Genomic DNA, 13,021 nt, shown 5'->3' on the forward strand with positions numbered 1-13,021 from the left:
CCCCTGCCTATTGCCAGGTGCCCGTCCTGCCGGCATGCTGCAGCCACGATGGCCAAGAACACCTCCGACTCCGCCCCCTTCCGTCCGTGGCAGGTGAGCAGCGACAAGCCGCCGGCCGCGGGTTTCAAGCTCAAGTCCTTCGACCCGGCGGCCAAGCCCTTCACGCTCGGCGACAAGCAGCGCGACCGCGAGGCGCTGGCCCGGCAGGCCGAACGGCTGGACGATCTGCAGGACCTGCTGTACGCCGATGGCCGCTTCAAGCTGCTGGTGGTGCTGCAGGGCATGGACACCAGCGGCAAGGACGGCACCATCCGTGACGTCTTCGGCCGCATGAGCCCGCAGGGCGTGCACAGCGTGTCCTACAAGGCGCCCAGCAGCGAGGAGCTGGCGCACGACTTCCTCTGGCGCGTGCATGCCAAGGTTCCTCGCACCGGCGAGCTGGTGGTCTTCAACCGCAGCCACTACGAAGACGTGCTGGTCCCCCGCGTGCGGCAGTGGATCGACGCTGCAGAGCTGAAGCGGCGCTACCGGCAGATCAACGACTTCGAGCGCCTGCTCACCGAGAGCGGCACGGTCATCGTCAAGTGCTTCCTGCACATCTCCAAGGACGAGCAGTTGCGCCGCCTGCAGTCGCGGCTCGATGATCCGGCCAAGCACTGGAAGTTCGACCTCGCCGACGTCGAGGCCCGCAAGCAGTGGGACGCCTACCAGGCCGCCTACCAGGAGGCGCTGGCCGCCACCGGCACCGCCTGGGCGCCGTGGACCGTGATCCCCGCGGACTCCAAGAGTCACCGCAACCTGATGGTGGCCACGCTGATGGAGCGCACGCTGCAGGGCATGAAGCTGCGCCATCCGCCGGCCACGGTGGGGCTGAAGGACTTGAAGCTCGAATAGCCGCGGGACGCGTGCTCCCCCTCCCCTGGCATTGCCGCCAGGGCCACCGGGTTTGCGATGACGCAATGCGGCCCTGCCGCTGTGGCATGATTGACGTTGACGTAAACGTCAATCAGAGGCCGTCCCCGCACGGCCTCGCCTGTCTGAACCGAACCGCGAGGCGCTGCCGCCGCTCGCGCCCGCCAGGAGGCCCGCCCGATGACCGACCTGTCCGACCTCAAAGCGCTCACCGACTACCGGCCGCGGCACAAGGTGCGCTTCGTCACCGCCGCCTCGCTGTTCGACGGCCATGACGCCTCGATCAACATCATGCGCCGCATCCTGCAGGGCATGGGGGCCGAGGTGGTGCACCTGGGGCACAACCGCTCGGTGGACGAAGTGGTGACAGCCGCGCTGCAGGAAGACGCCCACGGCATCGCCATCAGCTCCTACCAGGGCGGGCATGTCGAGTACTTCAAGTACATGGTGGATCTGCTCAAGGCGCGCGGCGGCGAGCACATCCAGGTCTTCGGCGGCGGCGGCGGCGTCATCGTGCCGCCGGAGATCCGCGACCTGCAGGCCTATGGCGTGACCCGCATCTACAGCCCCGAGGACGGCCAGCGCATGGGCCTGCAGGGCATGATCGGCGAGATGCTGATGCGCAGCGACCGCGACCTGGCCGGCCTGGCGCCGCAGGATGTCGCCGCCATCCAGGGCCATGGCGAAGCGGCGTGGCGCGCGCTGGCCCAGCTGATCACCGCGCTGGAGGCCGGCAGCGCCCCGGCTGCGCTGCGTGACGCCCTGCAGGCCGAGGCCGGGTCGCGCAGCGTGCCAGTGCTCGGCATCACCGGCACTGGCGGCGCCGGCAAGTCCAGCCTCACCGACGAGCTGATCCGCCGCCTGCGGCTGGACCAGGACGACCGCCTGCGTATCGCCGTCGTCAGCATTGACCCCTCGCGGCGCAAGAGCGGCGGCGCACTGCTGGGCGACCGCATCCGGATGAATGCCATCCATCCCTGGGGCAGCGGCCCGCGGGTGTACATGCGCAGCCTGGCCACGCGCGACTTCGGCTCCGAGATCAGCCAGGCGCTGCCCGACGTGGTGGCCGCCTGCAAGGCCGCCGGCTTCGACCTGGTGATCGTCGAGACCTCGGGCATCGGCCAGGGCGACGCGGCCATCGTGCCGCATGTGGACGTGCCGCTGTACGTGATGACGCCCGAGTTCGGCGCCGCCAGCCAGCTTGAGAAGATCGACATGCTCGACTTCGCCGAATTCGTCGCCATCAACAAGTTCGACCGCAAGGGTGCGCTCGATGCGCTGCGCGACGTGGCCAAGCAGGTGCAGCGCAACCGGGAGGCCTTCGGCCAGCGGCCCGAGCAGATGCCGGTGTTCGGCACGATGGCCAGCCGCTTCAACGACGACGGCGTGACGGCGCTCTACCAGGCGCTGCTGCCGCGGCTGCAGGCCCTCGGCCTGCCGGCCGGCCCGGGCCGGCTGCCGCGCGTGGAGACGCGCCACAGCAGCAACCAGACGCCCATCGTGCCTGGCGCTCGCGTGCGCTACCTGGCCGAGATCGCCGACACCGTGCGCGGCTACAAGCACGCGGCCCGGCGCCAGGCCGTCCTGGCCCGCGAGGTGCAGCAGCTGCGCGCCTCGGGCCGCCTGCTGGAGGCGTCCCATCCGGGCGAGGCAAAGGCGGTGCAGGCGCTCGAAGGCCTGGCCGCCGAGCGCGAGGCGCAGCTGAGCGCGCATGCCCGGCACCTGCTCACGCAGTGGCCGCAGCTGCAGGCCGCCTATGCGGGCGACGAGCATGTGGTGAAGGTGCGCGACAAGGAGATCCGCACCGCGCTGGTCCACACCACGCTCAGCGGCACGCGGCTGCGCAAGGTGGCGCTGCCCGCGTACGAGGACCAGGGCGAGCTGCTGAAGTGGCTGCTGCTGGAGAACGTGCCCGGCAGCTTCCCCTACACCGCCGGCACCTTCGCCTTCAAGCGCGAGGGCGAGGACCCGACCCGCATGTTCGCCGGCGAGGGCGACGCCTTCCGCACCAACCGCCGCTTCAAGCTGCTCAGCCAGGGCATGCCGGCCAAGCGCCTGTCGACCGCCTTCGACAGCGTCACGCTCTATGGCCATGACCCGGACCTGCGGCCGGACATCTACGGCAAGGTGGGCAACTCCGGCGTCAGCATCGCCACGCTGGACGACATGAAGGCGCTGTACGACGGCTTCGACCTGTGCTCGCCCAGCACCTCGGTGAGCATGACCATCAACGGCCCGGCGCCCGCCATCCTGGCGATGTTCATGAACACGGCGATCGACCAGCAGCTGGAGCGCCACCGCGCCGAGCACGGCCGCGAGCCCGACGCCGCCGAGGCGGCGCGGCTGCGCGCCTGGGTGCTGGAGAACGTGCGCGGCACCGTGCAGGCCGACATCCTCAAGGAGGACCAGGGCCAGAACACCTGCATCTTCAGCACCGAGTTCAGCCTGAAGGTGATGGGCGACATCGCGCAGTACTTCGTCGAGCACCGGGTGCGCAACTTCTACTCGGTGAGCATCAGCGGCTACCACATCGCCGAGGCCGGGGCCAACCCGATCTCGCAGCTGGCCTTCACGCTCAGCAACGGCTTCACCTTCGTGGAGGCCTACCTCGCGCGCGGCATGCACATCGACGACTTCGCGCCCAACCTGAGCTTCTTCTTCAGCAACGGCATGGACCCGGAGTACAGCGTGCTCGGCCGCGTGGCCCGCCGCATCTGGGCGGTGGCCATGCGCGAGAAGTACGGTGCCAACGAGCGCAGCCAGAAGCTCAAGTACCACGTGCAGACGAGCGGCCGCAGCCTGCATGCGCAGGAGATCGCCTTCAACGACATCCGCACCACGCTGCAGGCGCTGATCGCGATCTACGACAACTGCAACTCGCTGCACACCAACGCCTACGACGAGGCCATCACCACGCCGACCGAGGAAAGCGTGCGCCGGGCCATGGCGATCCAGCTCATCATCAACCGGGAATGGGGCCTGGCGAAGAACGAGAACCCGAACCAGGGCGCCTTCGTGATCGACGAGCTCACCGAGCTGGTGGAGGAGGCGGTGCTGGCCGAGTTCGAGCGCATCGCCGAGCGCGGCGGCGTGCTCGGCGCGATGGAGACCGGCTACCAGCGCGGCAAGATCCAGGAAGAGAGCATGCACTACGAGATGCTCAAGCACACTGGCGAGCTGCCCATCATCGGTGTCAACACCTTCCGCAACCCGCAGGGCGACACCGTGCCCGAGACGCTGGAGCTGGCCCGCTCCACCGAGGCCGAGAAGCAGTCGCAGCTCCAGCGGCTGCAGGACTTCCATGCGCGGCATGCCGACGCCGCGCCGGCACAGCTGCAACGGCTGCGCCAGGCGGTGATCGAGAACCGCAATGTCTTCGAGGTGCTGATGGACGCGGTGCGCGTCTGCTCGCTGGGGCAGATCACGGCGGCCCTGTTCGAAGTGGGCGGGCAGTACCGCCGCAACATGTAAATCCTTCGCGCCGCCGCCCGGCGGCGCCGCTGCATCACCTGCGAACCGTCCACCTTCGCCGGCCCCCCGACGCGCCGCGTCAGGGCAGGCGCGGCACTTGCCGGATGGCAGGACAACGGCCGGCCCGCTGCGGCCAGCCCGACAGCCCGGCCCGCCGTGGCGGGGCGCAGCCTCCGCCCGCGGCAGGCCGGGCGACTCTCGGGGCCGGTCTCGGCCCGCTTGTCCATCCCCCCGGAACGAGGAGTACGCATGAGAGCCCTACGCTGGCACGGCAAGAAGGACATTCGCTGCGACCATGTGCCCGACCCCACCATCGAGGACGGGCGTGACGCCATCATCAAGGTCTCCAGCTGCGCCATCTGCGGCTCCGACCTGCACCTTTTCGACGGCTTCATGCCCGGCATGGAAGCCGGCGACATCATGGGCCACGAGTTCATGGGCGAGGTGGTGGAGGTGGGCAAGGACAACCGCAAGCTGAAGGTCGGCGACCGGGTGGTCGTGCCCTTCACCATCTGCTGTGGCGAGTGTGACCAGTGCCGCCGCGGCAACTGGTCGGTGTGCGAGCGCAGCAACCGCAAGCAGGACCTGGCGTCCAAGGCCTTCGGCCACACCACCGCCGGCCTCTTCGGCTACACCCACCTGACCGGCGGCTACCCCGGCGGCCAGGCCGAGTATGTGCGGGTGCCGTATGCCGACGTGGCGCCGGTGAAGATCCCCGACGGCCTGAGCGACGAGCAGGTGCTGTTCCTCGGCGACATCTTCCCCACCGGTTGGCAGGCCGCCGTGCAATGCGACATCGAGCCCACCGACACGGTGGCGGTGTGGGGGGCGGGGCCGGTCGGGCAGTTCGCCATCCGCAGTGCATTGCTGCTCGGCGCGCGCCAGGTGATCGCCATCGACAGGGTGCCCGAGCGACTCGGCATGGCCCAGGCCGGCGGCGCCATCACGATCAACTTCGAGGACGAAAGCGTGCTGGAGCGGCTCGGCGAGCTGACCGGTGGCAAGGGCCCGGAAAAGTGCATCGACGCGGTGGGCATGGAGGCGCATGCCACGCGCTCCATCGATTCGCTCTACGACCGGGCCAAGCAGGCGGTGATGCTGGAGAGCGACCGCGCGCATGTGCTGCGCGAGATGATCTATGTGTGCCGGCCGGGCGGCGTGCTGTCGATCCCCGGGGTCTACGGCGGCCTGGTGGACAAGATCCCGCTCGGCGCGCTGATGAACAAGGGCCTCACCGTGCGCACCGGGCAGACCCATGTGAACCGCTGGACGGACGACCTGCTGCGCCGCATCCAGGAAGGCCAGATCGATCCCTCCTTCGTCATCACGCACACCGTCGGGCTGGAGCAGGGCCCCGAGATGTACAAGACCTTCCGTGACAAGAAGGACGGCTGCGTGAAGGTGGTGCTGAAGCCGTGAGCGGCGCACGGGCGCCAGAAGACGCCCGCCCGGCCCGGCCTGCCGTGTTCCAAGACCGCCGCCGCCCCGGGCCGTGCGGCGCCTATTCCTCAGGAGACCCGCGATGACCTTCACCTCCCGGCGCCAGCTTGCGCGCCACACCCCCACCGCGGCGCTGGGCCGCGGGCTCGGCTGGTTCAGCATCGGCCTCGGCGTCGCCCAGCTGCTGATGCCACAGACCATGGGCCGGCTCACCGGCCTGCAGGGCCGCACCGCGCTGATGCGGGCCTGCGGCCTGCGCGAGATCGCCACCGGCATTGGCATGCTTGCCTCGCGCAACGCAGCGCCATGGGCCTGGGCCCGCGTCGCGGGCGATGCCTTCGACGCGGCGGCACTGGCCTCGCAATGGCATCCGGCCGATCCGCTGGCCCACCGCACCGCCGGCGCGCTCGCCGCGGTAGCCGCGGTCGGTGTGGTGGACGTCATCGGCGCCCGCGCGCTGCAGGCCGAGCAGCGCCGGCTGCGGGCTCCGGTGCCCGACTACAGCCACCGCAGCGGCCTGCCGCGCTCGCCCGAGAGCATGCGCGGCGCCGCCCTGGCGGACTTCGATGCGCCGCGCGACATGCGCACGCCGGCCCCGCTGCGGCCCTATCAGGAAGGCGTGCCCGCGATGTGATCGGACCGGCGCGCCGGGGGGCGCGCCTGTGGTTCGCCTTGCCAGCAAGGGCGGCACCCGCGTCTAAGAGCGGCTAACAAAACTCAGCGCAGCGGTTCTGGCTAGGCGCGCCGCCGCAGACAGTACGACCGGTACGGCAAGGCGGCGCAACGACGCCAGAAGAGTTTTGTTAGCCGCTCTAAGCCACCACAGCGCCTGGCTGCCCAGCCGGGCCCCGAGCCTCCAGCGGGCCGTTGGGGCCTCACGCCGCAGGGCTGCACAATCGCGGCCCATGGATTCACTTTCCCAACTGGCCCTGGGCGCGGCGGTCGGCATTGCGGTGATGGGCCGCCGCACGGCGGTCTGGAAAGCCGCCCTGTGGGGCGGCATCTGCGGCACGCTGCCCGACCTGGACACCTTCATCAGCCGTGGCGACCCGGTCAGCGACATGACGCTGCACCGCACCGAGAGCCACGCCCTGTTCTACCAGACGCTGCTGGCGCCGTTGCTGGCCTGGGGCGTCGCCGTGCTGCACCGCGAGCGCGAGCGGTGGGGCCGCTGGTGCCTGGCGGTCTGGGCGGCGCTGGTGACCCATCCGCTGCTCGACCTGATGACCATCTATGGCACCCAGCTGGGACTGCCCTTCACCGACCATCCTTTCGGTATCGGCAGCGTGTTCGTCATCGACCCGCTGTACACCCTGCCGCTGCTGGTCGGCGTGGCAGGCGCATGGCGGCTGCGGCACACGCCGGCCGGCCTGCGGTGGAACGCCGCCGGACTGCTGCTCAGCACCGCCTACCTGGCCTGGGGCGTGGCCGTGCAGCACCACGTCACCCGGCTGGCCCGGCAGGCGCTGCAGGCGCAGGGCGTGGCGGTCGACCGCCTGCTGGTGACGCCCACGCCGTTCAACACCGTGCTGTGGCGTGTGGTCGCCATCACGCCGCAAGGCTATGCCGAGGCCTACCACTCGCTGCTGGATGCGAACGGCAGCTGGCGGCTGCAACACCATCGGCGCGACGCGGCCCTGGACCGCCAGCTGCAGGCCCGGAGCTGGCATGCCCGGCGCCTGGCTTGGTTCAGCCATGGTTTCTACAAGGTGTGGGAGCAGGACGGCGAATGCCGCATGAGCGACCTGCGCATGGGCATGGAACCGTACTACACCTTCACGTTTGCGATGGGCCGCCGGGCGGCCGACGGCTCGGTCGAGCCGCAGATGCCGCGGTTGCTGGAAGCACGCCCCGACCTGCCGCCCGTGCTGCACTGGCTGTGGCAGCGCGCGCTGGGAAACGAGGGCCTGGCGCCGCTGCAGTGACGTTGCCGCCGGCTCAGCCTCCGCGGAATTGGCGGCGGTAGGCCGAGGGCGAAGTGCGGAAGGCAGCCGCGAACTGCTGCCGCATCGACACCGCCGAGCCGAGGCCGCTGTGCTCGGCGATGTCGGCGATGGACCGGTCGCTGCCCTCCAGCAGGCGTTGCGCGAGCGCCAGGCGCTGGTTGAGCAGCCACTTGCCGACCGTGGTGCCGGTGGCGTCCCGGAACCGCCGCGAGAAATTGCGCCGGCTCATCAGCGCACGCTGCGCCAGGCTGTCCAGGCTGTGCGGCTCGCGCAGGTGGCTCGACAGCCATTCGAGCAGCTCGGCCAGCCGGTCGCCGCGCGGCGCCGCGGGCACTGGCTGCTCGATGTATTGCGCCTGGCCGCCCTGCCGGTGCGGCGCCACCACCATGCGCCGCGCGGCGCGGTTGGCCACCTTCGCCCCCCACCGGCTGCGCAGCAGATGCAGGCAGCAGTCGATGCCTGCCGCCGTGCCGGCCGACGTCAGGATGTCGCCGTCGTCCACGTACAGCACCTCGGGTTGCAGGCGAACCTGCGGATAGCGTTCGCGGAAACGGGGCACCAGGTGCCAATGGGTCGTGGCAGGGCGGCCGTCGAGCAGGCCCGCTTCGGCGAGCAGGAAGGCCCCGAGGCACAGCCCCACCACCAGGGCGCCACGGCGATGGGCCGCCTGCAGGGCCCTCAGCAGCACCGGCGGTGCCACGGCCCCGCCGTCGTGCCACGAGGGCACCACCACCACGTCGGCCCGCTGCAATGCGCGCAGCCCGTGTTTCACCTCGATGGAAAAGCCGGCGGTGCTGCGCAACCTGCCGCGACGCTCGGCACACACCTGCAGCTCGAAGCGCGGAGGGCCGACCTCGTCGCCGACCTCGCCGAACACGAGGCAGGGCACCGACAGGTGGAAGGGGCTGATGCCATCGAAGGCCAGAACCGCCACCCGGGTGGGCATGGCAGCGGTGGATTCGGAGACGTGCGGCATGGCCCGATCCTATCGCTGAATGGCAATCGGGCCACTTCTGCAGACCGCCCCGAAGGCGAAGAATTCGCTTCCATCGACACCCGATGTCCTCAACCAGGAGCTTCCCATGACTGCCACTCCCCCCGTCGTCCGCCGCGCCCTCGTGGTCATCGACGTGCAAAACGAGTACTTCGCCGGCGGCGGCCTTCCGATCGAATACCCGCCGGTCGAACAGACCCTGCCCAATATCACTGCCGCGATGGACGCCGCACGTGCGGCGGGCGTGCCGGTGGTTGTGGTGCAGCACACCTCGCCCGCCGGCTCCCCGGTGTTCGACAAGGGCACGCCCGGCTGGCAGTTGCACCCGGAAGTCGCTCGCCGGAGCCGCGACCACGACATCGAGAAGGCCTGGCCGAGCGTCTTCACCAGCACCGACCTGGCCGACTGGCTGGCCCGGCATGAGGTCAACACGCTCACCGTGGTGGGCTACATGACGCACAACTGCAATGCGTCGACGATCTACCACGCGTCGCACCGCGGCCTGCAGGTGGAGACGCTGGTCGACGCCACCGGGGCCCTGCCCTATGCCAACGACGCTGGCAGCGCGACAGCCGAAGAAATCCACCGTGTCTTCAACGTCGTCTACCACACCCGCTTCGCGGCGGTGGCTCGCACGCAGGACTGGATCGCGGCGGTGCAGGCCGGCCAGCCCTTGCGGAGCGGCGATCTGCTGGCGTCCAACCAGCGGGCCCGCGCGCAGGCCGGGCAGCGGCCGCTGCAGGCAGCCTGATGCGGGGCGCGGCCGCAGACGTGGGGGCCCCGGGGCGTAGGCCACTTCCTACAGGGCCTACACCGCACTGCGGACACCGCGCGGACGCGCGCCGAGCCACGATGCGGGTCAGCGCAGACGCCCAGGAGCGACCCATGTCCAGCCCCGTCGATTCGACCTCCCCGACCGTCCACCGCAGCCGCCTGGCGCAGGCCCGGGCGGCGTTGTGCTCGATGCCGGCCCTTGTCACCCTGGGCCTGCTGCTCGCCCTGCTGCTGTTGGCGGCCTTCCACCAGGTGCTGAGCACCGCGGTGGCGCAGGCCGGCCGGGTCCATTCCGCCGCCAGCCAGCGGATCGAGGCGGCCTCTCGCTGCGCCGACGTGCCGGCGGCACCGCTGCGCGACCTGTGCCGTGCGCAGGTCGACGCCGGGCTGACCGCCCTGGCCCCGGCCACGTCGGTGGCCGGCGTGTGAGGCGGGCCTGCCGGGCTCAGCCCTGCAGCAGCTGCGGCAGCGCCTCGACCAGCCGGTCCACCTCGTCCTCGCGGGTGAAAACGCCGGGCGTCACCCGCACCACGTCGCCGCCGGCTGCGCCCGGCCGGCGCATGGTGTAGATGCCGTGCCGGTCGCGCAGGGTGGCCACCAGCGCATCGTTGTCCTCGCGGCTGGTCCGGCCCTCTAGCCGGAAGCTGGTGATGCCGGCCACCAGGCCCGGGTCATCGGGCGTCAGGACCTCGATGCCCGGCAGCGCCCGGGCCGCCGCCACCCAGCGGTTGCGCAGGTGATGCACCCGGGCCTGCTTGGCCGCCGCACTGATGCGACCATGCAGTTCCAGCGCGGCCGGCAGGCTGAGCCAGGCGGCGAAGCTGACGGTGCCGGGGTGCACGCGCGAGCGGATGTCGCTTTCCGGGAAATCGGCGTCGCCCAGGTAGCGGTCGATCGCCGCCAGGCGGTCGCGCCGGATGTAGAGGCAGCCGCAACCGATGGGCGCCGCAATCCACTTGTGCAGATTGAAGCCGGCGAAGGGCACGTCCAGATCGGTGACGCGGAAGTCCATCTGGCCCCAGGAGTGCGCCGCATCCACCATCACCTCCGCCCCCACCTCACGGGCCATCGCGGCCACCTCGCGCACCGGGGTCACCAGCCCCGTCACGTGGTTCAGGTGCGTCAGCAGCACCAGCCGGATGCGAGGGTGGCGCCGCAGCATGTCCTGGTAGGCCTGCAGCAGGCTCTCGCGCGTGGCCGGCTCGGGAATCTGAAGGCACAGCGGCTCGACGCCGCGCCGCTCGCGCAGCCAGGCCATGGCATGCCGCATGGCGGGATAGTCGAGGTTGCTGTAGAGCACCGCGTCGCCCGGCTGCAGCAGCCTGTAGCCGCTGATGAGGGCCAGCATCGCCTCGGTGGCGCCCCGGGTCAGCACGATCTCGTCGACGCCGCAGCCCAGCGCCGCAGCCACTGTCGCACGCACCTCCTCCTGGGCATCAGCCCAGCACTCGCGCACCCACAGCGTGTTTTCCTCGTTGATGCGATCGCTCCAGTACTGGTGCATCAGGCGCACCGGCTCGGGCATGACGCCCCAGAAGCCGTTCTCGAGGTTGACCATCCGCTGCGAGCGCCGGTAGAGGCCTTGCACCGCCTTCCAGAAGGTGGCATCGGTGGCCAGGCCGCTGGCCGGCACCGGCGGCAGGGTGGACAGCATCTGCTGGAACTCGGGCAGCCGAAACGACAGTTCGCTCATTCGTTCATCCAATCGAAGCGCTGAGGGAAGCCCGATTCTGCCCGGCTCCCGGCGCTGGCCAGCCGTGCTGCAGCGGACAGTCGGTCGGCACGGCACCACAATCGAAAGGCCGGCCCGCGCCCCGGCATGGCCGGCCGCGCCACAATCGGGAGGCAGTCCACGGAAACCCCTTCATATGTCAGCACCCAGTTTTCCGACTTCGCAGTTCAACGACCCCCACGCCGCCCTCGCCCGCGTGCGCGAGATCTACGACGCCAACATTGCCCACCTGCGCGAGGCGCTGCACCGCTTCGTCGCCGGCGACACGCCGGGCGGCCATGTGCGGGCGCACTACCCCTTCGTGCGCGTGCACACCGACACGGTGGCCCGTGCCGACTCGCGCCTGGCCTACGGCTTCGTGGCCGGCCCGGGCACCTACGAGACGACGCTGACCCGGCCCGAGCTGTTCGGCAACTACTACCTCGAGCAGTTCAGCCTGCTGCTGAAGAACCACGGCATTCCGCTGGAGATCGGCACCAGCAGCCAGCCGATTCCGCTGCACTTCTCGCTGTTCGAGGACGACCACCTGGAAGGCAGCCTGGCCGCCGGCCGCCGCCTGCTGATGCGCGACGTGTTCGACCTGCCGGACCTGGCCGCGATGGACGACGGCATCGCCAACGGCACCTACGAGCCTGCCATGGGCCAGCCCTGGCCGCTGGCGCTGTTCACCGCACCGCGGGTGGACTACTCGCTGCACCGGCTTCGCCACTACACCGGCACCGCGCCGGGGCACTTCCAGAACTTCGTGCTGTTCACCAACTACCAGTTCTACATCGACGAATTCGTGCGGCTGGGCCGGGAGCTGATGGCCACGCCGCCCGACAACTCGCCGAATGACGACTACATCGCCTTCATCGAGCCGGGCAACGTGGTGACGCGGCGCGCGCACCTGCTGCCGTCGGAGAACGACCTGTCCGGCTCGCCGCCGCCGCGGCTGCCGCAGATGCCGGCCTACCACCTGGTGCGCAAGGACCGCAGTGGCATCACCATGGTCAACATCGGCGTCGGCCCCAGCAACGCCAAGACCATCACCGACCACATCGCGGTGCTGCGCCCGCACGCGTGGATCATGCTGGGCCATTGCGCCGGGCTGCGCAACACGCAGCAGCTGGGCGACTATGTGCTGGCCCACGGCTATGTGCGCGAGGACCATGTGCTCGACGAGGACCTGCCGCTGTGGGTGCCGATCCCGCCGCTGGCCGAGGTGCAGGTGGCGCTCGAATCGGCCGTCACCGAGGTGACGCGTCTGGAGGGCTACGAGCTCAAGCGCGTGATGCGCACCGGCACGGTGGCCTCGGTCGACAACCGCAACTGGGAGCTGCTGCCCCACCGCACGCCGGAGCGCCGCTTCAGCCAGAGCCGGGCCATCGCGCTCGACATGGAGAGCGCCACCATCGCGGCCAACGGCTTCCGCTTCCGGGTGCCCTACGGCACGCTGCTGTGCGTCAGCGACAAGCCCTTGCACGGCGAGCTGAAGCTGCCCGGCATGGCCAACCAGTTCTATCGGGAACGGGTCGACCAGCACCTGCGCATCGGCATCCGCGCAGTGGACATCCTGCGCCAGCAACGGCAGGACCAGCTGCACAGCCGCAAGCTGCGCAGCTTTGCCGAAGTGGCCTTCCAGTAGCCCGCCGCGCCGCCCTGCCCGCTGGCCGACGGGCGCGGCCGGCGAAGGAGGTCGAGGGCAGCGGCCCGCACCGCCCGCGGAACAAGCCACCGGGTGCAGGGCTGTGGAGGCCCAAGGCACCCGGC

At 70.4% G+C, this 13,021-nt stretch carries 10 protein-coding genes; 8 read left to right on the forward strand and 2 right to left on the reverse strand.

What is annotated here, in order from left to right; all coding sequences use genetic code 11:
• The first annotated feature begins 48 nt into the window (after positions 1–48).
• From N7L95_RS10935 to N7L95_RS10955, 5 genes are all read left to right on the forward strand, one after another.
• Positions 49–894 carry a polyphosphate kinase 2 family protein gene (locus N7L95_RS10935; protein ID WP_301259852.1) on the forward strand — a complete coding sequence of 282 codons (846 nt, stop codon included), beginning with the start codon at positions 49–51 and terminating at the stop codon, positions 892–894.
• Positions 895–1,092: 198 nt separating this feature from the next.
• On the forward strand, positions 1,093–4,383 hold the full coding sequence (icmF, locus tag N7L95_RS10940; RefSeq protein WP_301259853.1) for a fused isobutyryl-CoA mutase/GTPase IcmF: 3,291 nt from the start codon (positions 1,093–1,095) through the stop codon (positions 4,381–4,383).
• Positions 4,384–4,632: 249 nt separating this feature from the next.
• Positions 4,633–5,802, forward strand: a complete 1,170-nt coding sequence (locus tag N7L95_RS10945) for a zinc-dependent alcohol dehydrogenase (protein ID WP_301259854.1) — start codon at positions 4,633–4,635, stop codon at positions 5,800–5,802.
• Between the two features lie 103 nt (positions 5,803–5,905).
• Entirely contained in the window at positions 5,906–6,457 is a 552-nt protein-coding gene (locus tag N7L95_RS10950; RefSeq protein WP_301259855.1) for a hypothetical protein, read from the forward strand.
• A gap of 271 nt (positions 6,458–6,728) precedes the next feature.
• Entirely contained in the window at positions 6,729–7,748 is a 1,020-nt protein-coding gene (locus tag N7L95_RS10955; protein ID WP_301259856.1) for a metal-dependent hydrolase, read from the forward strand.
• Between the two features lie 13 nt (positions 7,749–7,761).
• Here the strand turns inward: N7L95_RS10955 and N7L95_RS10960 are convergent, their stop codons facing one another.
• Positions 7,762–8,745, reverse strand: coding sequence for a GlxA family transcriptional regulator (locus tag N7L95_RS10960; RefSeq protein ID WP_301259857.1), 984 nt, complete (start codon positions 8,743–8,745; stop codon positions 7,762–7,764).
• A gap of 106 nt (positions 8,746–8,851) precedes the next feature.
• Here N7L95_RS10960 and N7L95_RS10965 point away from each other — a divergent pair, with 106 nt between their 5' ends.
• Together N7L95_RS10965 and N7L95_RS10970 are read left to right on the forward strand one after the other, a co-directional pair.
• Positions 8,852–9,514, forward strand: a complete 663-nt coding sequence (locus N7L95_RS10965; protein ID WP_301259858.1) for a cysteine hydrolase family protein — start codon at positions 8,852–8,854, stop codon at positions 9,512–9,514.
• A 134-nt stretch (positions 9,515–9,648) separates the two neighbouring features.
• Positions 9,649–9,966, forward strand: a complete 318-nt coding sequence (locus tag N7L95_RS10970; protein ID WP_301259859.1) for a hypothetical protein — start codon at positions 9,649–9,651, stop codon at positions 9,964–9,966.
• A 16-nt stretch (positions 9,967–9,982) separates the two neighbouring features.
• On the opposite strand, the gene N7L95_RS10975 is transcribed toward N7L95_RS10970, so the two are convergent.
• Positions 9,983–11,230: an aminotransferase class V-fold PLP-dependent enzyme gene (locus N7L95_RS10975; RefSeq protein WP_301259860.1), complete on the reverse strand. Its 1,248-nt coding sequence runs from the start codon at positions 11,228–11,230 to the stop codon at positions 9,983–9,985.
• Positions 11,231–11,405: 175 nt separating this feature from the next.
• Between N7L95_RS10975 and N7L95_RS10980 the strand changes: the two genes are divergently transcribed.
• Complete coding sequence (locus N7L95_RS10980) at positions 11,406–12,896, forward strand: AMP nucleosidase (RefSeq protein ID WP_301259861.1); 1,491 nt, start codon at positions 11,406–11,408, stop codon at positions 12,894–12,896.
• Positions 12,897–13,021: the final 125 nt, after the last annotated feature.

Origin of the sequence: Eleftheria terrae (assembly GCF_030419005.1) — a bacterium.
Taxonomy (GTDB): Bacteria; Pseudomonadota; Gammaproteobacteria; order Burkholderiales; family Burkholderiaceae_C; genus Caldimonas; species Caldimonas terrae.

Excerpts from the sequence above, each read along its gene's own strand:
- N7L95_RS10935 (WP_301259852.1), top strand. The coding sequence starts at position 49 with ATGGCCAAGAACACCTCCGACTCCGCCCCCTTCCGTCCGTGGCAGGTG.
- N7L95_RS10950 (WP_301259855.1), top strand. The coding sequence starts at position 5,906 with ATGACCTTCACCTCCCGGCGCCAGCTTGCGCGCCACACCCCCACCGCG.
- N7L95_RS10980 (WP_301259861.1), top strand. The coding sequence starts at position 11,406 with ATGTCAGCACCCAGTTTTCCGACTTCGCAGTTCAACGACCCCCACGCC.
- N7L95_RS10970 (WP_301259859.1), top strand. The coding sequence starts at position 9,649 with ATGTCCAGCCCCGTCGATTCGACCTCCCCGACCGTCCACCGCAGCCGC.
- N7L95_RS10945 (WP_301259854.1), top strand. The coding sequence starts at position 4,633 with ATGAGAGCCCTACGCTGGCACGGCAAGAAGGACATTCGCTGCGACCAT.
- icmF (WP_301259853.1), top strand. The coding sequence starts at position 1,093 with ATGACCGACCTGTCCGACCTCAAAGCGCTCACCGACTACCGGCCGCGG.
- N7L95_RS10955 (WP_301259856.1), top strand. The coding sequence starts at position 6,729 with ATGGATTCACTTTCCCAACTGGCCCTGGGCGCGGCGGTCGGCATTGCG.
- N7L95_RS10960 (WP_301259857.1), bottom strand. The coding sequence starts at position 8,745 with ATGCCGCACGTCTCCGAATCCACCGCTGCCATGCCCACCCGGGTGGCG.
- N7L95_RS10975 (WP_301259860.1), bottom strand. The coding sequence starts at position 11,230 with ATGAGCGAACTGTCGTTTCGGCTGCCCGAGTTCCAGCAGATGCTGTCC.
- N7L95_RS10965 (WP_301259858.1), top strand. The coding sequence starts at position 8,852 with ATGACTGCCACTCCCCCCGTCGTCCGCCGCGCCCTCGTGGTCATCGAC.